Genomic DNA, 18,365 nt, shown 5'->3' with positions numbered 1-18,365 from the left:
TTTAGTAAATTCGCAGGATTAATTTTTCCGAACTATAAATCACAATACAAATCATGTCAAATATTGCAGTATTAGAGATCGATGGCAAAAAATATGAGTTCCCGATAATAGTGGGCTCTGAAAATGAAGTAGCGATTGATATCGATAAATTACGCAGTGAGACCGGCGCGATTACCATGGACCCGGGTTATAAGAATTCAGGTTCCTGCACAAGCGAAATAACTTTCCTTGACGGGGAAGAAGGGATACTGCGCTACAGGGGTTATTCTATTGAAGACCTTGCCGAAAAATCCAATTTTCTTGAAGTATCTTATCTTTTGATCTTTGGTGAACTTCCGAAAGCAGCCGAGCTTGAAAAATTTGAGAACGACATCAGGAAATACACCCTCGTTAATGAGGAAATGAAAAACATCATTGATGGTTTTCCTAAAAATGCCCACCCGATGGGCGTACTGGCATCGCTTACAAGCGCACTGACAGCGTTCAACCCTAAGTCGGTTAACGTTACCAACGAAAAAGATATGTATGAGGCCGTATGCAAGACAATGGGTAAATTCCTTGTTATCGCCACATGGACCTACAGGAAGAATATGGGCTTCCCATTGAACTATTACGACAATACAAAAGGGTATGTTGAGAACTTCATGAGGCTGATGTTCGAGCTTCCTACGGGGCCTTACAAAAGCAACCCGGTTGTCATCAACGCATTGGATAAGCTGTTCATCCTTCATGCCGACCACGAGCAAAACTGCTCTACATCTACGGTAAGGATGGTAGGCTCATCACATGCAGGCCTTTTTGCTTCCATCTCTGCCGGTGTTTCGGCGCTTTGGGGTCCGCTTCACGGTGGCGCTAACCAGGCAGTGCTTGAAATGCTTGAAGAAATACAGGCTAATGGCGGCGATGCTGACAAATACCTTGCAAAAGCAAAAGATAAAGAAGATCCGTTCCGCCTTATGGGCTTTGGACACAGGGTATACAAAAATTTCGACCCGCGTGCGAAGATCATCAAAAAAGCAGCCGATGAAGTATTGGCAACCTTAGGTGTTGACGATCCGGTGCTTACAATTGCCAAAAAACTGGAAGAATCAGCATTGCAGGACGAGTACTTCAAATCAAGGAACCTTTATCCTAACGTTGACTTCTATTCAGGGATCATCTACAGGGCGTTGGGTATCCCAACTGAAATGTTTACCGTATTGTTCGCTATCGGCCGTCTACCGGGCTGGATCGCACAATGGAAAGAAATGCGCATCAACAAAGAGCCGATAGGCCGTCCAAGGCAGATCTATACCGGGGCTCCGTTAAGGCCATTTGTAAAAACAGAAGACAGGTAATAACCTGCTTTATATAGTAAACCGCTCTCACCAGGAGCGGTTTTTTTTGTTTATAATTGTTTGTGCGGTAATGAATTAGTTGCGAAAAAATCAATACCTTTAACGCGCTTTCCTTCAAAAACATATAAAATTATGACAAAAAACTTTACTCTCGTACTGTTGGCCTCGCTTTCGTTTTCAGTGGCAGTAGCACAGGAAATAAAACTGGTTCCGGGATCAGGCAATGGCATAACGCTTAAAAACTCTTCTCCCGCTTTTGTGTCGCATCCCAAAAATGTGGATGGTACAGTTTACCAGGATTTCAGCAGCGCTTCGAAAGTGCTGACCATGGAAAAAGGAGCACCGGCGCTTCCGGTACATTCAGAGTCAGTTATCGTACCCAATTCAGGGAATGTATCCCTTGTAATTTCTTACGACAGCTTTGAGGAATTCGATAACATTCAAGTGCTGCCCTCCAAAGGAAGCCTGAAAAGAAATATAAACCCTGCAGCTATAGCTTACGAGCCTGGTGTAGCCTACACGCAGGATGCATTTTATCCGGGCAGTCTCGCCGCGATATCCAAACCCTATATACTCAGGGATACCCGTGGTGTGACCGTTTCATTTTATCCGTACCAATACAACCCTGTCACCAAAAAGCTGCGCCTGTACCGGAATATTACGGCTACTGTCGTTACGAACAAAGATGAACAGGGAATAAATGAATTGGCCAATAATAATCCAACCCCGACAGACCTTTTTAATCAAATTTACCAAAACCATTATATCAATTCCGAAATGTATGTGCCGGTAGCCGAAAGCGGCGAAATGCTTATTATCGCACCGGATGATTATATCGAAACCCTTACGCCTTTGGCCGATTGGAAACGGAAAAAAGGCATCCGCACCACGGTTGCGCCTTTATCTCAAACAGGTAATGCGCCCGAAGATATCAAAGCGTATATTCAGGATTTTTATAATGATAATCCCGGGCTTATTTATATTCTCCTGGCGGGAGACCATGAAGAACTGCCAACCTACAGCTACGGCATTAGCGGTGGCGGTGAAGAACTGTGGAGCGATACCTATTATGCCCAGCTGGAAGGCGATGACTATTATCCCGAAGCGCTGATTGGCAGGTTCTCTGGTACTGTTGAAGAAGTAGCCCTGATGGTAAACCGCACATTGGAATATGAAATTAACCCACGCGAGGGCAACTGGATAACCCGTGCCGCAGGGATAGGCTCTAACGAAGGCGACGGCATTGGCGATGATGGCGAGCCCGATTGGCAGCACATGCGGAATATCGCTACAAAACTGCTGGACAATGGTTATAGCTATGTACACGAATTATATGATGGCAGCCATGGAGAAAATGACGAAGATGGTGATGTGCAACCGTATATGGTAGCGGATGCCCTTAACGGCGGTGTGGGCCTTTTGAACTACACGGGCCATGGCGGGCAGGACGTAATGGTTACCGGCTGGTACACTATTAATGATGCCTATGCGCTGGAAAATAACGGCAAGTATCCTTTTGTGGTTTCAGTAGCTTGCAATAACGGGACTTTTGCAAATGGTACTTCATTCTGCGAAGCTATGCTCAGGGTAGCGCACAACGATATGCCGGCAGGCGCTATAGCTGCGGCAGGATCATCCATACTTATGGCGTGGGCCGAGCCGATGCAGACACAGGATGAGATGGCTGAGCTTATTACTAACAGCGAGCCGGGCAACGAAAAATGTACACTTGGAGGGCTGTTCTATAACGGGCAGATGAGCATGATGGAAAATTATGGCGACAGCGGCACTGCAATCGAAATAATGCAGACATGGGTATTGTTCGGCGATCCTTCGGTAATATTCAGGACAAATGAGGCTGCGCAGATAACAGCGTCCCACCAAGACACAATAAATGAGACTGAACCTACTGTTACAGTCCAATGTGCTGTTGAAGGTGCAACGGTAGTCATCACACAAAACGGGGTGGTTGTTGGGACCGGTATTGTTTCCGGTGGGCAGGCTATCATCACACTGAATGGCCTGTCCGGTGAACTTGTGCCGCTTTCGGTGACGATCACACAGCAAAACTTTATCCCTTACCAGGGTACCATAGCATTGGCTGTCTTAGGTAGAGAAGAGTTAAGCGTAAATTCTGTGATGCTTTATCCAAACCCTGCGAAAGACCACATCAGCATAAAAATGACGGATGCTTCGGCGAATGCCACTTTTGAAGTACGCGACATTACCGGAAAGCTTATTTATGTTTCACCCTCTGTTTCAGGCGATAACTATATGATAGATACTTCGCGCTATGCGTCAGGTATTTACATGCTTACGATGGTGAGCGGCAATTCGAAAAGCACGGTTAAATTTGTTATACGGTAAATAAACTTAGAAATCCATTTAACCACATAGATACATAGGTTTCATAGCTATTCATTATTATTGAAGGGAACATATTGACACATAGTGAAGCGAGGCTTCATCCTTTGTGTTACTTAGTTGAGCTTTATGATTTCTCTCGTAAGCCTATGTTCCTATGTGGTTAAATATTGATTTTTTTAAATTTTAAGCACTTACTGAGAATAGTACAGAAAAAAGCTTCCTTACGGGGGCTTTTTTTTATATTTGCGAAAAGCCAAACAAACAAGCAATGTTGAAACTTAACGTAAAGAACGAGACATCAAGACTCAGGGCGGTAGTGCTGGGCACTGCAGAATGCAATGGCCCGACGCCCACTATTGAGGAGGCTTATGACCCCAAATCGCTGGAACATATAAAAGCAGGCACCTATCCGGTTGAAGAAGATATGTGTGCCGAAATGGAAGCGCTGAACCAGGTTTTCCAAAAATATGATGTTGAGGTATTCCGCCCCGAGATCATTAAAGACTATAACCAGATATTCAGCAGGGATATCGGTTTTGTTATCGACGATATTTTTATCAAAGCGAACATACTGCCCGACCGCGAAAGGGAACTCGATGCGATACAATATGTCATCGACAGGATGGACCCCAATAAGGTGGTACGCCCGCCGGAAGAAGTACATATTGAAGGCGGCGACGTGATATTGTGGGACGACCATATTTTCATTGGTACCTACAAAGGCAGTGATTATAAAGATTTTATCACGGCGCGCACCAACATGCACGGTGTGAAATATATTAAGCAATTATTCCCGCATAAGACCGTAAAGGAATTCGACCTTGTAAAATCGAGGCTCGAGCCGCGCGACAATGCACTGCACCTGGATTGCTGCTTCCAGCCGGTGGGGAAAGATAAAGGTGTAATTTATAAGAGCGGGTTTAGGGAAGAGGCAGATTATTTGTATCTTGTTAACCTGTTTGGGATGGAAAACCTCTTCCATATTGAGAGGGAAGAAATGTACCACATGACATCGAACTTTTTTTCTATCGATACTGATGTGGTGGTGATAGAGAAAGGATTTGGCAGACTGAAAAACTGGCTGCTCGAAAGAGGCTTTACGGTGGAGGAAGTGCCGTATGCAGAAATTGCCAAACAGGAAGGGCTTTTACGATGCTCGACATTACCTTTGATAAGGGATTAAGGAAATATAGAAAATGAGACAGATTACAGATACATTATTGATGATACGCCCGGTGGCATTCCGGATGAATGAACAGACAGCCGTAAATAATTACTACCAAAAGGTAATGGACAACCTGCTTCCGGAAACGGTGAATGCCAAGGCGCAGCAGGAATTTGATGCTTTTGTAGAAAAGCTTCGTGCGGCAGGGATTAACGTGGTTGTAGTGGATGATACGGTTGACCCGGATACGCCCGATTCGATATTCCCAAACAACTGGGTATCGTTCCATGACAATGGCGATGTGGCGCTCTACCCGATGTTTGCCGAGAACCGCCGCAGCGAGCGCCGGGAGGATATCCTGGACATGTTGGAGGATAAAGGCTTCAATATCGAAAATATAGTGGATTATACATCGGCCGAGGAAGATAATATATTTCTCGAAGGCACCGGGAGCATTGTGCTCGACAGGGTGAACCACAAGGCCTATTGTGCATTGTCGCCGCGTGCCGATGAAGAGCTGCTGATAGAATACTGCGAGGATTTTGAATTTACGCCTGTGATATTCGAAGCCTTCCAGACCGTTAACGGCGAACGCAAGAATATTTACCATACCAACGTTATGATGTGTATTGGCGATACATTCGCAGTAATATGCGCCGATTGTATTGATGATAAAAAAGAACGTAAGATGGTGCTTGAAAACCTTCGTGGCGATGGCAAGGAGATTATTCTCCTTACCGAAGAGCAGCTGAACCATTTTGCTGGCAACATGCTGCAGGTGCAGGGCGCCAATGGCAAAAGCTATCTTGTAATGAGCGATTCCGCAAGGCAGGTGCTTACCAAAGATCAGGTTGCAAAAATAGAAAAACACACTGAAATCCTTAGTTCCAGCCTTGATACTATTGAGGCCTGCGGTGGCGGAAGCGCACGCTGTATGATGGCTGAGGTATTTTTACTGAAAAAATAAATGCTTTCAAAAAAGACGAAATACGGGCTTAAGGCGCTCATCTATATTGCCAGGCAGGATAGTACCGTGCCTGTGCTGATATCTGATATTTCCGCAAATGAGCAGATACCTAAAAAATTTCTTGAGGCCATACTGCTTGACCTCAAGAAATTTGGTATCCTTGGCTCTAAAAAAGGCAAGGGTGGGGGCTACTACCTTTTAAAAGACCCTAAGACTATCACGGCGGCAACCCTCATCAGGGTCCTCGACGGGCCTATCGCCATGCTGCCCTGCGTGAGCCTTAACTACTACGAAAAGTGTGACGACTGCCCGCATGAGGATGTCTGCTCGCTTAATAAATTCCTTGCCGAGGTGCGCGATAATACCCTGGAGTTGCTGCAGCACAAGACTTTACACGATTTAACAGGCGCGTAAGATTTTTTTTATTCAAATACTCTATTAAATCTATAGGCTAATAGTTATATTTGAACAATAATTAACCACCCTTTCATTTGCGAAGGGATAATGAATACAAGCATGGACACATACAGGCTGCAGCAGCTTAATGCACAACTAAAAGGAATGCCGATTGAAGATGCGATACCTTTTATACTACAAAACATTCAGGGCAAAAAAGTATTTTCTACTTCCTTTGGAATAGAAGACCAAGTGCTCAAGCATTATATAGCGCCTTATTCGGACGAAATATCTGCCTTTACGCTCGATACCGGCAGGCAGTTCAACGAAACGTACGAAGTGTTCCAGCGAACGCTTGATAAATATCCGTCACTAAAGATCGAAACGTTTTTCCCGGATGAGAAAGACATTAGGGAGTATGTACATAAAGACGGCATCAACGGATTTTACAACAGCATCGAAAGCCGCAAAGAGTGCTGCCGCATACGCAAAGTGGTGCCGCTTCAAAAAGCGATCAAAGGCGCTTCGTTATGGATCACTGGCCTGCGTGCCCAGCAATCGGCCAACAGGGAAACCATGGACTATCTGGAATGGGACGAAGCCAACCAACTCGTAAAATACAATCCCCTGCTGGACTATACGCTTGATGAGGTGGAGAGTGTAGTCAATAAATATGGCATACCCATCAATAGCCTTTATGCAAGAGGTTACCTGAGCATTGGCTGCGCGCCGTGTACCCGTGCAATCACCAAAGATGAGGATTTCAGGGCTGGGCGCTGGTGGTGGGAAAATGGGAAAAAAGAATGTGGCCTGCACATACATGCGGCGAAAAATAACTAATTCGACTAAATTTGTCGAAATATTGATGGGGATTGTTTGCCTGTATCATTTAATAATGTTAATATTGCCGCCTGAACCGCAGGTTATGACCCGTTAGTGCTGTGTGACTGATGATTAGGTTGGCGGTTGTGATGTAATTGACAGAAACCCAAAGGCAAAATAAACTATATGTTATTTAATTCTTTCAGCTACGCGCTATTTTTTCCCCTCATCTTTTTTCTGTATTGGTTCGTTACCAAAAGATCCTTGAAGGTTCAGAATATAATGCTTTTGCTGGCGAGTTATTTCTTTTACGGATGCTGGGACTGGCGCTTTGTATTCCTGTTAGCGTTCTCTACCGCGCTTGATTACGGGTCGGGTATCATGATCCAAAGGTCGGAGTCTAATGCGGTCCGGAAAGCGTGGCTCATCATAAGCGTAGGCCTTAACCTCAGCTTTCTCGGCTTCTTTAAATACTACAATTTCTTTATAGAATCTTTTGCAGACCTTTTGCGCTCGATGGGTATGTCGCCGCATTACTCTACGTTGAATATCATCCTCCCGATAGGGATATCTTTCTATACCTTCCACGGTTTGTCTTACGTTTTTGATATCTACAACAGAAGGATACAGCCTACGTATAACCTGGTAAATTACACGCTGTTCGTTAGCTTCTTCCCCCTATTGGTGGCCGGCCCTATCGAAAGGGCAACGCACCTTTTGCCACAGATAGAAAAGCCAAGGGTTTTCCGTTATGAAAAGGCAGTTGATGGCCTTAGGCAGATGCTGTGGGGTCTTTTCAAAAAGATCGTTATCGCCGACAATTGTGCCTACTTTGCCAATGAAATATTCAATAATTCGGCAGAGCAGTCGGGGAGCACACTGGTTTTAGGCGCTATCTTTTTCACGTTCCAGATCTACGGCGACTTCTCAGGCTACTCGGATATCGCATTGGGCAGTGCCCGGCTGTTAGGCTTCGAGTTGTTGAAGAACTTCAACTTCCCATATTTCTCCCGTGATATTGCCGAATTTTGGAGACGGTGGCACATCTCGTTATCCACATGGTTCAAGGATTACCTCTACATTCCCCTTGGCGGAAGCAAGGGCGGCAACTGGATGCGCATACGGAACACCTTCATCATATTCCTGGTGAGCGGTTTTTGGCACGGGGCCAACTGGACCTTCCTTTTCTGGGGCGGACTGAATGCTTTGTTCATTATGCCTTCCATCATCATGAAGACCAACCGTAACAATATTGATATCGTTGCACAGGGCAGGCTGTTCCCCAACATTAGGGAAGTCTTCCAGCTGACCACCACATTTGCACTCGCGGTTTTCGCGTGGATTTTCTTCCGTGCCGAAAGCCTTAGCCATGCATTCGATTATATCGGCGGGATATTCTCATCGTCGCTGTTCACAGTGCCGACGATAAAGCCGTACCTGTTGTTTGCCCTGATCGCGTTCTTTATGGTGATCGAATGGCTGGGCCGCGAAAACAACTATGCCCTCGAACGGTTTGGAATAAAGCTGCCGGCAGTAGTGCGATGGGCCTTTTATTTTGTACTTATAGGCCTGATATTTATATTCTTCGGCAGTGAGCAGGAATTCATATATTTTCAATTTTAATCCCGGCGACAGATGAAAAAATTTTTAAAGAGAGCCACCCTGTTTGTACTCTGCGTGTCAGCGATTAACCTGGTTATTAATATCTGTACTTTTTACCCGGTGCAGGACGACCGCTTTGAAGTGCGCTATGATTACCTAAAGGAAAATATAAACAAGTATAACACGCTGTTTTTTGGCACGAGCCGTACCATAAGGCATATCGTACCATCGGTGTTTGACTCAATAAATAATGCCAACGGATTAAGTACCAAAGGCTTTAACCTCGGTACGCCGGCAAACAAGCTGTTCGAAACATACTATCAATACGATGCTTTTCTGAGGGATTATTCAAAAATGAAGGAAAGGCCGGTAAAATATGTTTTCCTTGAGCTGAACCCTATGGACGGGCTGGAGTTCCAGAATATATCGTCAAGGAAAGCCTCTTATTGGATGGATGCCAACTATGCAGGCCATTTGGTAAGCTACCTCAGGGATGGCGCTCCGGTGAAAAGAAGTTACTTCAATTACGTTTACGCTTTCCTGATACATTATTTCGGTTTCAATTACCTAAATAACCCGCTGCAGGAAACCAGCAAGGATGCTAATGTATGGCTGGGTGAACACCATGATGGGTATGTAGATTATGACGATGAGATCAAGTTGGTTACCGACCAGAACCAAAAAAGAAGCTTCAGGAGTTCAGGGCAAGATTTGAGGAAGATACTACCAAGCTAATAAAGGCAAGGATCAACGCTGAAAAGGAATATGCTGAACCCTCTGCAAAAAAATACAATGCGGAACATTTGAAAATGATGAAAGACATCATAGAAAAATCCAAAGCATATGGCATAGAGGTGCGGTTTATCATTCAGCCAAGGCTGGCCAGCTATCGGGAAATACACGCTATAAAGAAACAGCTGCCTGACTATGTAATTGATGTTGCCGACCCGAACAAACATAAAGAGCTGTGGGAGGTGAAGAATGCCTTTGACAAGTCGCACATGAACAAAAAAGGCTCAACGATATTTACGGCATTACTGAGCAGGGATTTCCTGGAAATGGAAAAGCATAAGGCACAATAATGTTCTCGACTGCGCTCGAACTGACAACGGTATACAGGAATATTTACGTATAACATGTCGATAGACGTTGTCACATCGAGCGCAGTCGGGATGCCTATTACAGTCATAAAAAAATCCTCAGGAGTTCCTGAGGATTTTTTTATGATAAAGCAGTCATTATTTTTTAATGATCCTCATTTCGCCCAGATACGAATTCCAGACCTGTTTGATGGTGGTGCCGAATTTCTTGTCTTCCAAAACGATATAGAATCCCTGGCTGACGGTCAGTACCCTTTTACCTATTATAAGTTCGTAGGTCATTAGCCAGTCCTTGCGCCTGCTGTTTTCGCCCCTTTTCATGATGTTGAACGTTGTCATCGAAAGGCTTGCTTTTTGCTTTTGCGATGCAGCCAGTTCCAGTAATTTCTTTACGGTTACCACGTTGCCTTTCGCATCGAATATATTTTCGATAGTAATGCCGTCGTTTTCGTAAAGCTTTGCGGCTTCGGCTGTAGTTTGTGTTTTCATCTCGGCATTAGCGGTGGGGTCGGTAAGCAGTTCTACATAATTGAAAAACTCCCCGGCTTTCGATTCCGCTTTCAGTTCATAGGCTTCCATCGCTTTTGGCGACAGTGCCGTTGCCGGGTTGGCCCTTGTTTGGGCCTGTTGTGCGCCCACTATGTTAGCAAGCATGAGGGTGGTAATGGCTAAAACTATTCTCATTTTTCTTTTTGCATATATTTTAGTGAAACAATCTTATTCTCTTTATATTCAATTTCAACTATTTCCATTGCCTTCGAGATCTTCGAAGGCGTTGTCATCTTGCTGATAAATTCGGCCTTGTCTAAAAACTCAACCCCAATGTCATCGAACATGATCTCTTCGATCACCGCATCATCTGAAATAATGTCATTCAGCTGGCTTTTCCTTTTTTTCCAATCCTCGGCATTGTTGTTCAGGTAAGCGCGCATCATCATGGCATAATCATCCGGCTGCAGGTCGAACTCATAATTCCCCCTGCTGCTTCCGGCAGCAATATGTAGCGTATCGGGTTTATAGTAGGCGCTTTCCACAATCAGTACGGTTTCGGTATCCATGTCCTTTAGCAAAAAGCAATTGCCTTTCCGCGGCAGCTTTTCCTTTCCGCTCTTTTTAAGGATGTTCACGATCACCTTGTCGCCTTCAATTTCCTTTTTGGTGTACTTGTCCTTAAAACAGATGAAGGTATCGCCCTTAACCGATGTGAGGCCTATAATCGCTGCTAATAAAACGGCTGCTATTCCCATACCGGCGTATACTATATTCTTGTTGTTATTTTTATTTTTCGGGAGAACTTCTTTTGGCGCTTCCGGAATGTTTTTATTGTTGAAGGCAAACTCATCCCAGTCGGTAAATCCTGTCCACCGGCACAGGATATTCAGCATGTCCTTACGGGGCAGCTTGTCGTTGGCTATAGGCTTCAGGTGCGTATATACCCATTTCTCGCTTACCCTCTCATTGCATTCTTTCTCTATTAAATCGATAAGTTGCGCGATCTCCTTATTGCCAAACTTATGGATGTCGCCGCTGTAATACGGGAAGTGCTCCCTGTACTTTACAAGTATTTTTTGCTTGAGCAGGTAAAAGAGGGCAATGTCGTTCATCCGGTAGTAAAAGTATGAAAATAGGCTATGTGGCCTACTGTAAAACCACTGTAAAACTACTGAAAAATACTTTACAGGCTGTTTGCCATGGGTTTACTGTGCTTTTTTTTGGCACGGGAATTAGGTTTGTCACGAGTTTAAAACTAACAGGTACAAGTTATCCAGGGCCTGTAAATAAATCAATATAAAAAATAAACAATCATGAAAAAATTCCTTCTTTCAGTTTTCATTCTCGGATGTATCAATGCCACCGCCCAGATAAGCGGCAACCAGGCCTACAATGAAAACAATAACTACTATGGCGGCGGCCGGCAAAACCAAACGCCCCAAAATTCCATCTCTGCAAGCGGCGACCAGTTTACCATATCTACCCGCGTGCTTATGAATGTGCGGCCCGATGTGCTGGTGGTAACACTGGGCATCAACCATGAATCCAAAACAGTTAAGGGATGCAACGAAGGCATCAAAAAACGTATTGATGGCTTTGTAAAGGAAGCCAGGTCCTTAGGTGTAAAAGAATCGGATATTTATATCGACTTTATATCGCAGACCAGGATATACGATTATGAGGTGGGCGAAACCAGGGCCGTGCAAAAGGAGACCGGCTTTGAGGTAAAGAAGAATATTATCGTGCGGCTTACTAACGTAAAAGCATTTAACCAGCTTACCGATATAGCTTCCGAATTTGCTATATATGATATTGTAAAGGCGGAATATATCAATGAGAATGTCGACGCGCTGTATGCCAAATTATTTGACGAGGCAGTAAAATCCATTGATAATAAAAAGCAAAAGTATGTAAAGGCATTTAAGGCAACGTTGTCGGATGATTTCAATATCATACAGGACAGCTACTACAGCGTCCAGCCCCGCACACAATACCAGAAATACAGCGCATTCGAATCTTCTGAGGTAAACTATGTGACTAACGACCAGCAGTATGTGCGAAAAGAAGCAAGAAAGGCAAAAACTTTCTACTACCAGGGAATCGATACCTCATCATTCGATAAGGTCATTAATCCGTCCGACCCTGAGGTTTGCCTGCAGTATGTAGTAGAAATGAAGATCGTGTATCACATCAAGAAGTAGAAATTCCAAAACGCAAAGTTTGTAGAGAATATGAGTGTGAAAAAGCTACCCGAAATTGATGGACTCCACGATATTCACTACAGAACTTGCAATATACTGGATACCGATTGCGATGACTATAAACCCGATTATCCTTGATATGGCAACAATTCCCGAGGCTCCTAATATCCTGTCAAGGTAATGGGAGCTTCGCATAATAAGGAAGATAACCAGCGCTACAGCCAACATCGCAAGGCAGGCAATGACCTGGTTTTGAATTTCGTCCTTATAATCCTGGTACATGGCTATGAGCAGCGATATGGAACCCGGGCCGGCAAGCATCGGGATGGCCAGTGGGGTAAGGGCTATATCGTTTCGTTTTTGGGCATCGGTCTCCACTTCCTTGTTCACGCCGCGGCTTTTGCTGAATTTCCTATTGAGTAGCGAGAAACCGGAATTCACGATTATAAACCCGCCCGCGATACGCAACGCATCGATGCTGATGCCAAAGAAGGCAAGTACATACTGGCCTACGTAGAACGAGATAACCATGATGAGAAATACATTTATGGCAGTCCACAGCGAAATGCGCTGGCGCTCTTTTTTGGTGTCATCCTGGGTGAGCCCCACGAAGATAGGGACTGCCCCAAGAGGGTTAATAACAGAGAAAAGCGATGCAAAAATGTAAATGAATAACTCCATACCGTGTTTGTTTGTAAGGTAAAGTTAGTCAAATATTATTGCGGAAAGGCAGGGCAGACGTATTTTTATAGCCATCCGGAGTTATAATAAACGATTATAGAGTCTCTACCGGTTTGTAATTTCATTAACATTAATAATGGTTTCATTCATCACCGGCCTATCTCAAATGGTGCATGTTACATTTAAAGTATATGTTTATTTTTTTGTAATTTAGTGATGAATACTCTGTTATATAGATTGATGTGTAAAAATGCCTGATAAAATTAATAAATTCATCATGATGAAAAAGCTACTGCCATTATTGTTAGTATTTATTTTATTTTCCTGCCAAAAGTCTGTTGTGTATACGGAGACAAGCGATGACTTTGAAGACAATCGCTGGATGGCGAAAGATGTAAAAACATTCAGCTTCAAGCTTAAAGAGGATATAGATGCGGGCGATATTAAATTAAAATTCTCTCATGTTTATGATCCGCAATACCTTACCGTGCCGGTGGCGGTAACCATAGAAGGGCCTTCCGGCGAAAAAGAAAATATACTGCTCAACCTGCAGCTCAAAGACGCAGATGGCAACGACCTTTCAGAATGCTCCGGTGATATCTGCGACCTGCATACTTTTATAAAAGAAAATGTCCCGCTAAAAAAAGGAGACTACAAGATAACCCTGCAAAACAAATTTGCCTACGAATACCTCGCCAATGCACTGGCAGTTGGAATAAGCGTGGAAAGAGAAGATTAGTTGTCACGATGAGAAACAGACGGGGCGATTCCTTCACGTTTCAGGATTATTTGCAGTAGATCAATATCGTGGTGCCGCCAATATCATCCGGCATGCTGATGTGCAGCTGGCCATTTACCAGTGCCACTCCAAGCGTCTCAACGGTATTTCCGGCATCATGGTTGGTAACTTTTATCAGGTAAAAATTGTCCTTTTTTTCGATGGTATAGGTACCGCTTGCTTCCTGGCCTGCCATAGATTGTTCCATGTAATAGCCTTTTTTAAACGCCATCGTGCCTTCTTTGTAATCAGCCAATCCTTCCCTTACGTCGGCAATCATAGCTGCTTTCTGGCTCTCGCCCAAAGAGCTTAAAAGTTCAGGAGGCAGTTTTACAGTATCTGATTTAAAGTCCCAGTGGATGCCATTGATATCAAAGGCACACATTTTCCAGCTGCCTATAAGGTCTTTTTCGGTGATCTCTTGTGCCGCAGCCAGTGCAGTGGTTAGGCAGGCAACAAAGAGTAAGATCGTTTTTGTCATAACGGGCCGTAAGTTTAGGCGAATATAGTAAAATAGGGTAACGCTTGTATTCCGCTTATGGTATAGGGTTTACAAAAAAAATCCCACGCACTGCGTGGGATTTTTTATATATGGCATTTGAAATTTTACTGCTTGGTGTAGGTAAAATCAGCGCTCGCACCTTCGCCGGATTGCACCAGGTGAAGCTTTTTGTCTACTATAGAAACCGTAATTTCTTCGGTAGTTCCATCATCTTTAGTCAGCGTTATTATGTTTTTGCCATCTTTGTTAGCAAGTACAAATGTTCCTTTTTGCTCTTCAGGCCCCATAGTCTGCCTAAGGTTTTTACCATCTATATAGGCATACGACTCTTTGAACATTTCCATAGCCTGTGCCATACCGGCTTCCATCTGCTGTTTCATCTCCGGAGTCATTTTTGCTTCCTGTTCCGGAGAAAGGTTGATCTTTTCCGCTACAACATCAATTTTCATTCCGCCTGCTTCAAGGGAGGCAAGCTTCCATGTGCCCTGAATGTCTTTTTCAGTTAATTTTTGTGCCGAAGCTACTGTCGTAAGGCAGAGTGCTACGAACAGATACATTAGTTTTTTCATTGTTTTAGTATTATATGCCTGCTAAAGTATTAAAATTAACGTTGGGTTGTATATTACGGATTATTTTTAACAAGGATATAAGATATTGAGAGATATGAGGATAAGCAAATACAATAATATAGCAATAAAATAATCGCTTTATTCTTTTATCATAAGATCGGAAAAGCTAAATTTGTTAAAATTGACTCACGGAATTTAACAAACCCCAATAGTAACCAATTAAATATATACCCTATGACCAACCGTAATATCTTACAGAGTATTGCCAACTGGAATGCTATCATTAAAGATGGCCCGGCCTTAGTTACAGCCCTCGGGTGTGGAAACCGCTTTTCCTATACGAACACCTCGTATCCCGTAACCTCAGAATACATTCACGCTTATCCGGGCATTTATAAAAACGACCTCTTTTTTTTCCTGATTCCGCAGGCATATGATAAAAAGGAATTCAAGTCGCAAATCTCGGCTTACACACAGCCGTGCAAAGTGTACTGGACCCTTTCCGGCTCGCATACCATTCCCGATTTGGAAGCTAAGGCGCGTATGGACCGATGGGTTGATAATTATAAGACCTGGACACCAAAACAGGCTTCCGATCCCGTAGGTATGTTCAAGGCATTTAATATCCATGCAGATGACTTTGAGTCCAGTGAGTGCATGGGAACACTGGGATTGCAGGTTGGTGGAGACGAAGGAATTATGACCGCGGATATGATCATTGCCAACCAAAACGACAAGACATTAATTCAATTTGATGATTATGCAACACCGGTACCACCATATACTTCTATTGCAACCGAAGAAAGCTTTTACTTATTAGAGGCAAGCAAATTAGTTTAATTAATGAAGTTTTCAGACTTTAGCACCTTCTTTAGTTTTTTATCCCCCGTGGTACTTACCACGGGGGTTATTATAGGATTGGTATATAATAAATCTTTGGATAAAATCCACAAAAGCCTTACGGTTTACCTTTTATTGATGCTCTGTCTTGACCTTTCCGCAAGGATTTTGGGAAAACTGGGCAATAATTTTATAATACTTCTTATATACAGTCTTATTGATCTGGGCTTTTTTTTATATTTATACAATAAACTTTTACTGAAAAAATACAATAGGATATTTTTGATAATAGGCATCATTGGCATGGCTTATATAATTGGAGAAATATTTTATTTTTTCATATTGAATAAACTCGATGCAAAGCAATTTCAGCCTTATTCAAAAGTTGTAGATAACTTTATAGTTGTTTTAATGGCTTTGGCATTTTATCTGGAACGGATTAGTAGTTTCAAAGAGTCACACTGGAATAATTTCGTATTGAATACCGTTTTGCTTGTCTTTTTTACTATTACACTTATAGTATTTTTACCGTTCAATTTTCTTGTTAATGAAAAAACAGGGCTCAAATTCTATTTTTTCCATATCAATATTGTGATGATAATAGCGCTTTATATGTATCTGACTTATTCTGTATGGAAAAACGGCAGGTTAAAGAAGCCGACTCTGCAAAGGAAAACCACGATTTAATTAAATATTTTATTCCATAATTACTACAATAAAGTTCCTATTTTTGAATCACTAACAACGCTTGAGTATTCTCTATGGAAAAGTGGCAGGACCCCAAGGTAATTGCTATATGGATCACAATTATTGTTGTGCTGATATTTACCATTATACTTTTTGTGGTGAAGATCATGCATGCAGGTTATAAACGCATGACTGAGGCCAACCTCCGTGAAGCCCAAACGCAGCTGGAACACCAGAAAATGCTGATGGAAACCAGCCTTCAGGTGCAGGAAAAAGAGCGCGGGCGCATTGCGGCCGACCTTCACGACAGCCTTATTGGCAAGCTTACACTCATCAGGATGAAAAGCCAGATAGGCGCAGCGCTGCCAGAGATCGAAAGCCTGTTAGGCGAGAGCATTACCGAGGCCAGGAGGATATCGCACGACCTTACGCCGCCACTGCTTGAATTCTCAAGGGCCGAGGAGCTTATAGGGCAGGTGCTCCATCCCTGGAAGGAAAAATTCACGCTTGATTTTTATAGCGATATACGGGTTACAGCCGACCTTTCGCCGGATATTAAGATACAGTTGCTGCGTGTGGTGCAGGAACTGCTTACCAACATCATAAAACATGCAGGCGCCACAGAGGTGAAGGTAACCTTTCGCCATACGGAAAGATGCATAGCCCTGTCGGTTACTGATAACGGGCGCGGATTCGATACAGGCCAGCTTAAAAAAGGGCTCGGGCTCAACAGCCTCGAACTAAGGATGCAGTACCTTAACGCAAAATACAGGGTGAAGTCCGTAATCGGGAAGGGCACGACCACCATTATAGCGGCAACGATATAAACAAACAACTATGAAAAATATCAGGATAGCAATCACCGATGATGATTCCCTTATTGTAAGCCTGCTGCAGGGCTACCTGCACAGCTGCGATGGTATGGAAGTTCTTTTTACCACCAATAACGGTACCGACCTGCTTTCGCGGCTGGCGTCGGATGCGGTATTGCCGGATATATTATTGCTGGACCTTAAAATGCAGGGTATGGACGGTATAGAGGTAACGAATCACCTTAAGGCCGATTACCCGGATATTAAAGTAATCGTGGTTTCCTCCCATTACCAGCTCAGCTTCATGGGCTTTATGCTCAAAACAGGTGTTTCGGCATTTTTACCAAAGGGCATCTCGCCAATAGAGCTGGTTGATGTCATTCGCATTGTAGACAGGCAGGGTTATTATTTTAAGGAAGACCAGCTTGCAGCCGTAAGGGGTCAGATATCTTCTAAAACACCAAAGCCGGCCCTTGATGAGGATGACTCGTTATCCGAAAGGGAAATAGAGGTGCTGCGCCTTATTTGCCAGCAGATGACCGCCAAAGAAATAGGGGAGGTGCTGTTCTTAACACCACGCACCGTAGAGGGGCATAAAACTACGCTGTTTGCCAAGACCGGAGCAAAGAACATTGCCGGCCTTGTAATCTATGCCATACAGCATGGCTTTATACGGGTTGATGAGCTTCCTGTAATGTAGTTTCGTTTTTTGCGGGAATTACCTGTTTTACAAAAACAGGTAATTCCTACCTATGCCGGATCATTCTTTTTGCTGAATTTTGACTCAGGATAAAACATCATAATGTTTGTAGTTGCAAGGACAAATTAGATACACATCCTGAAAGAAAAGCATGGCGGGGTTAATGATTCGGGTATTAAAGCCCCTCTTAAATACCGCCCCTCCCTAACTGAATTATGTCTTACATAATCCTGCCTGCTTTTTAAGTTTTTATGAAAGTAATTTTCAAAGTGTTGAAAAGTTTTGATTTTTATAGATGTCGGCAGTGGGGGTGGTAGCCCACTGCCTTTTTTTTTGCCCTTAAACAA

At 43.5% G+C, this 18,365-nt stretch carries 20 protein-coding genes; 15 read left to right on the top strand and 5 right to left on the bottom strand.

Translation table 11 applies throughout. The features are described from left to right. Positions 1 to 53 precede the first annotated feature (53 nt). From HYN59_RS01030 to HYN59_RS00990, 9 genes are all read left to right on the top strand, one after another. The gene (locus HYN59_RS01030; RefSeq protein WP_108776497.1) at positions 54 to 1,337 is read left to right on the top strand and encodes a citrate synthase; all 1,284 of its coding nucleotides are present in this window, start codon (positions 54 to 56) and stop codon (positions 1,335 to 1,337) included. Between the two features lie 132 nt (positions 1,338 to 1,469). Beyond that, positions 1,470 to 3,704 (top strand): C25 family cysteine peptidase, encoded by a 2,235-nt coding sequence (locus HYN59_RS01025; RefSeq protein WP_108776496.1) that lies wholly within the window; start codon positions 1,470 to 1,472, stop codon positions 3,702 to 3,704. 268 nt (positions 3,705 to 3,972) lie between these two features. Further along, entirely contained in the window at positions 3,973 to 4,887 is a 915-nt protein-coding gene (locus HYN59_RS01020; RefSeq protein ID WP_108776495.1) for a dimethylarginine dimethylaminohydrolase family protein, read from the top strand. A gap of 13 nt (positions 4,888 to 4,900) precedes the next feature. Beyond that, the gene (gene ctlX / locus HYN59_RS01015) at positions 4,901 to 5,836 is read left to right on the top strand and encodes a citrulline utilization hydrolase CtlX (protein ID WP_108776494.1); all 936 of its coding nucleotides are present in this window, start codon (positions 4,901 to 4,903) and stop codon (positions 5,834 to 5,836) included. Then, positions 5,837 to 6,250 carry an RrF2 family transcriptional regulator gene (locus HYN59_RS01010; RefSeq protein ID WP_108776493.1) on the top strand — a complete coding sequence of 138 codons (414 nt, stop codon included), beginning with the start codon at positions 5,837 to 5,839 and terminating at the stop codon, positions 6,248 to 6,250. It begins immediately after the preceding gene. A gap of 102 nt (positions 6,251 to 6,352) precedes the next feature. Further along, positions 6,353 to 7,072, top strand: a complete 720-nt coding sequence (locus HYN59_RS01005) for a phosphoadenylyl-sulfate reductase (protein ID WP_108779605.1) — start codon at positions 6,353 to 6,355, stop codon at positions 7,070 to 7,072. Between the two features lie 168 nt (positions 7,073 to 7,240). Further along, complete coding sequence (locus HYN59_RS01000) at positions 7,241 to 8,677, top strand: MBOAT family O-acyltransferase (RefSeq protein ID WP_108776492.1); 1,437 nt, start codon at positions 7,241 to 7,243, stop codon at positions 8,675 to 8,677. Between the two features lie 12 nt (positions 8,678 to 8,689). Then, positions 8,690 to 9,391, top strand: coding sequence for a hypothetical protein (locus HYN59_RS00995; RefSeq protein WP_108776491.1), 702 nt, complete (start codon positions 8,690 to 8,692; stop codon positions 9,389 to 9,391). 74 nt (positions 9,392 to 9,465) lie between these two features. Beyond that, a complete protein-coding gene (locus HYN59_RS00990; RefSeq protein WP_108776490.1) occupies positions 9,466 to 9,738 on the top strand; it encodes a hypothetical protein in 273 nt (90 codons plus the stop codon). A gap of 156 nt (positions 9,739 to 9,894) precedes the next feature. Here the strand turns inward: HYN59_RS00990 and HYN59_RS00985 are convergent, their stop codons facing one another. Together HYN59_RS00985 and HYN59_RS00980 are read right to left on the bottom strand one after the other, a co-directional pair. Then, positions 9,895 to 10,440 (bottom strand): hypothetical protein, encoded by a 546-nt coding sequence (locus HYN59_RS00985; protein WP_146185840.1) that lies wholly within the window; start codon positions 10,438 to 10,440, stop codon positions 9,895 to 9,897. Beyond that, positions 10,437 to 11,360 (bottom strand): type 2 periplasmic-binding domain-containing protein, encoded by a 924-nt coding sequence (locus HYN59_RS00980; protein ID WP_108776488.1) that lies wholly within the window; start codon positions 11,358 to 11,360, stop codon positions 10,437 to 10,439. Before HYN59_RS00980 ends, HYN59_RS00985 begins: the two co-directional genes overlap by 4 nt. A 201-nt stretch (positions 11,361 to 11,561) precedes the next feature. Here HYN59_RS00980 and HYN59_RS00975 point away from each other — a divergent pair, with 201 nt between their 5' ends. Continuing rightward, positions 11,562 to 12,449, top strand: coding sequence for an SIMPL domain-containing protein (locus tag HYN59_RS00975; RefSeq protein WP_108776487.1), 888 nt, complete (start codon positions 11,562 to 11,564; stop codon positions 12,447 to 12,449). A gap of 45 nt (positions 12,450 to 12,494) precedes the next feature. Here HYN59_RS00975 and HYN59_RS00970 read toward each other — a convergent pair whose 3' ends face one another. Next, positions 12,495 to 13,130 (bottom strand): MarC family NAAT transporter, encoded by a 636-nt coding sequence (locus tag HYN59_RS00970; RefSeq protein ID WP_108776486.1) that lies wholly within the window; start codon positions 13,128 to 13,130, stop codon positions 12,495 to 12,497. Between the two features lie 277 nt (positions 13,131 to 13,407). On the opposite strand from HYN59_RS00970, the gene HYN59_RS00965 reads away from it, so the two are divergent. Beyond that, positions 13,408 to 13,869, top strand: coding sequence for a gliding motility lipoprotein GldH family protein (locus tag HYN59_RS00965; RefSeq protein WP_181369485.1), 462 nt, complete (start codon positions 13,408 to 13,410; stop codon positions 13,867 to 13,869). Positions 13,870 to 13,915: 46 nt separating this feature from the next. On the opposite strand, the gene HYN59_RS00960 is transcribed toward HYN59_RS00965, so the two are convergent. Both HYN59_RS00960 and HYN59_RS00955 read right to left on the bottom strand, forming a co-directional pair. Continuing rightward, positions 13,916 to 14,389 (bottom strand): hypothetical protein, encoded by a 474-nt coding sequence (locus HYN59_RS00960; RefSeq protein WP_108776484.1) that lies wholly within the window; start codon positions 14,387 to 14,389, stop codon positions 13,916 to 13,918. 125 nt (positions 14,390 to 14,514) lie between these two features. Next, positions 14,515 to 14,979 (bottom strand): hypothetical protein, encoded by a 465-nt coding sequence (locus HYN59_RS00955; RefSeq protein WP_108776483.1) that lies wholly within the window; start codon positions 14,977 to 14,979, stop codon positions 14,515 to 14,517. A 234-nt stretch (positions 14,980 to 15,213) separates the two neighbouring features. On the opposite strand from HYN59_RS00955, the gene HYN59_RS00950 reads away from it, so the two are divergent. From HYN59_RS00950 to HYN59_RS00935, 4 genes are all read left to right on the top strand, one after another. Further along, a complete protein-coding gene (locus HYN59_RS00950; RefSeq protein WP_108776482.1) occupies positions 15,214 to 15,819 on the top strand; it encodes a hypothetical protein in 606 nt (201 codons plus the stop codon). A gap of 3 nt (positions 15,820 to 15,822) precedes the next feature. Beyond that, the gene (locus HYN59_RS00945) at positions 15,823 to 16,506 is read left to right on the top strand and encodes a hypothetical protein (protein ID WP_245895626.1); all 684 of its coding nucleotides are present in this window, start codon (positions 15,823 to 15,825) and stop codon (positions 16,504 to 16,506) included. Between the two features lie 74 nt (positions 16,507 to 16,580). Further along, positions 16,581 to 17,333: a sensor histidine kinase gene (locus HYN59_RS00940; RefSeq protein WP_108776481.1), complete on the top strand. Its 753-nt coding sequence runs from the start codon at positions 16,581 to 16,583 to the stop codon at positions 17,331 to 17,333. Positions 17,334 to 17,343: 10 nt separating this feature from the next. Further along, entirely contained in the window at positions 17,344 to 18,018 is a 675-nt protein-coding gene (locus HYN59_RS00935; protein WP_108776480.1) for a response regulator transcription factor, read from the top strand. Positions 18,019 to 18,365 lie beyond the last annotated feature (347 nt).

The organism is Flavobacterium album, assembly GCF_003096035.1.
Classification (GTDB): Bacteria; Bacteroidota; Bacteroidia; order Flavobacteriales; family Flavobacteriaceae; genus Flavobacterium; species Flavobacterium album.
Note: the sequence above shows the minus strand (reverse complement) of the source record. Positions and strands in the feature narration are given on the sequence as shown.

What these genes read in the sequence shown, in the direction of transcription:
- HYN59_RS01025 (WP_108776496.1), top strand. Translation starts at nt 1,470, where the DNA reads ATGACAAAAAACTTTACTCTCGTACTGTTGGCCTCGCTTTCGTTTTCA.
- HYN59_RS00990 (WP_108776490.1), top strand. Translation starts at nt 9,466, where the DNA reads ATGATGAAAGACATCATAGAAAAATCCAAAGCATATGGCATAGAGGTG.
- HYN59_RS00940 (WP_108776481.1), top strand. Translation starts at nt 16,581, where the DNA reads ATGGAAAAGTGGCAGGACCCCAAGGTAATTGCTATATGGATCACAATT.
- HYN59_RS00985 (WP_146185840.1), bottom strand. Translation starts at nt 10,440, where the DNA reads ATGAGAATAGTTTTAGCCATTACCACCCTCATGCTTGCTAACATAGTG.
- HYN59_RS00935 (WP_108776480.1), top strand. Translation starts at nt 17,344, where the DNA reads ATGAAAAATATCAGGATAGCAATCACCGATGATGATTCCCTTATTGTA.
- HYN59_RS00975 (WP_108776487.1), top strand. Translation starts at nt 11,562, where the DNA reads ATGAAAAAATTCCTTCTTTCAGTTTTCATTCTCGGATGTATCAATGCC.
- HYN59_RS00945 (WP_245895626.1), top strand. Translation starts at nt 15,823, where the DNA reads ATGAAGTTTTCAGACTTTAGCACCTTCTTTAGTTTTTTATCCCCCGTG.
- ctlX (WP_108776494.1), top strand. Translation starts at nt 4,901, where the DNA reads ATGAGACAGATTACAGATACATTATTGATGATACGCCCGGTGGCATTC.
- HYN59_RS01005 (WP_108779605.1), top strand. Translation starts at nt 6,353, where the DNA reads ATGGACACATACAGGCTGCAGCAGCTTAATGCACAACTAAAAGGAATG.
- HYN59_RS00960 (WP_108776484.1), bottom strand. Translation starts at nt 14,389, where the DNA reads ATGACAAAAACGATCTTACTCTTTGTTGCCTGCCTAACCACTGCACTG.
- HYN59_RS01030 (WP_108776497.1), top strand. Translation starts at nt 54, where the DNA reads ATGTCAAATATTGCAGTATTAGAGATCGATGGCAAAAAATATGAGTTC.
- HYN59_RS00970 (WP_108776486.1), bottom strand. Translation starts at nt 13,130, where the DNA reads ATGGAGTTATTCATTTACATTTTTGCATCGCTTTTCTCTGTTATTAAC.
- HYN59_RS01020 (WP_108776495.1), top strand. Translation starts at nt 3,973, where the DNA reads ATGTTGAAACTTAACGTAAAGAACGAGACATCAAGACTCAGGGCGGTA.
- HYN59_RS01000 (WP_108776492.1), top strand. Translation starts at nt 7,241, where the DNA reads ATGTTATTTAATTCTTTCAGCTACGCGCTATTTTTTCCCCTCATCTTT.
- HYN59_RS01010 (WP_108776493.1), top strand. Translation starts at nt 5,837, where the DNA reads ATGCTTTCAAAAAAGACGAAATACGGGCTTAAGGCGCTCATCTATATT.
- HYN59_RS00955 (WP_108776483.1), bottom strand. Translation starts at nt 14,979, where the DNA reads ATGAAAAAACTAATGTATCTGTTCGTAGCACTCTGCCTTACGACAGTA.
- HYN59_RS00980 (WP_108776488.1), bottom strand. Translation starts at nt 11,360, where the DNA reads ATGAACGACATTGCCCTCTTTTACCTGCTCAAGCAAAAAATACTTGTA.
- HYN59_RS00995 (WP_108776491.1), top strand. Translation starts at nt 8,690, where the DNA reads ATGAAAAAATTTTTAAAGAGAGCCACCCTGTTTGTACTCTGCGTGTCA.
- HYN59_RS00965 (WP_181369485.1), top strand. Translation starts at nt 13,408, where the DNA reads ATGATGAAAAAGCTACTGCCATTATTGTTAGTATTTATTTTATTTTCC.
- HYN59_RS00950 (WP_108776482.1), top strand. Translation starts at nt 15,214, where the DNA reads ATGACCAACCGTAATATCTTACAGAGTATTGCCAACTGGAATGCTATC.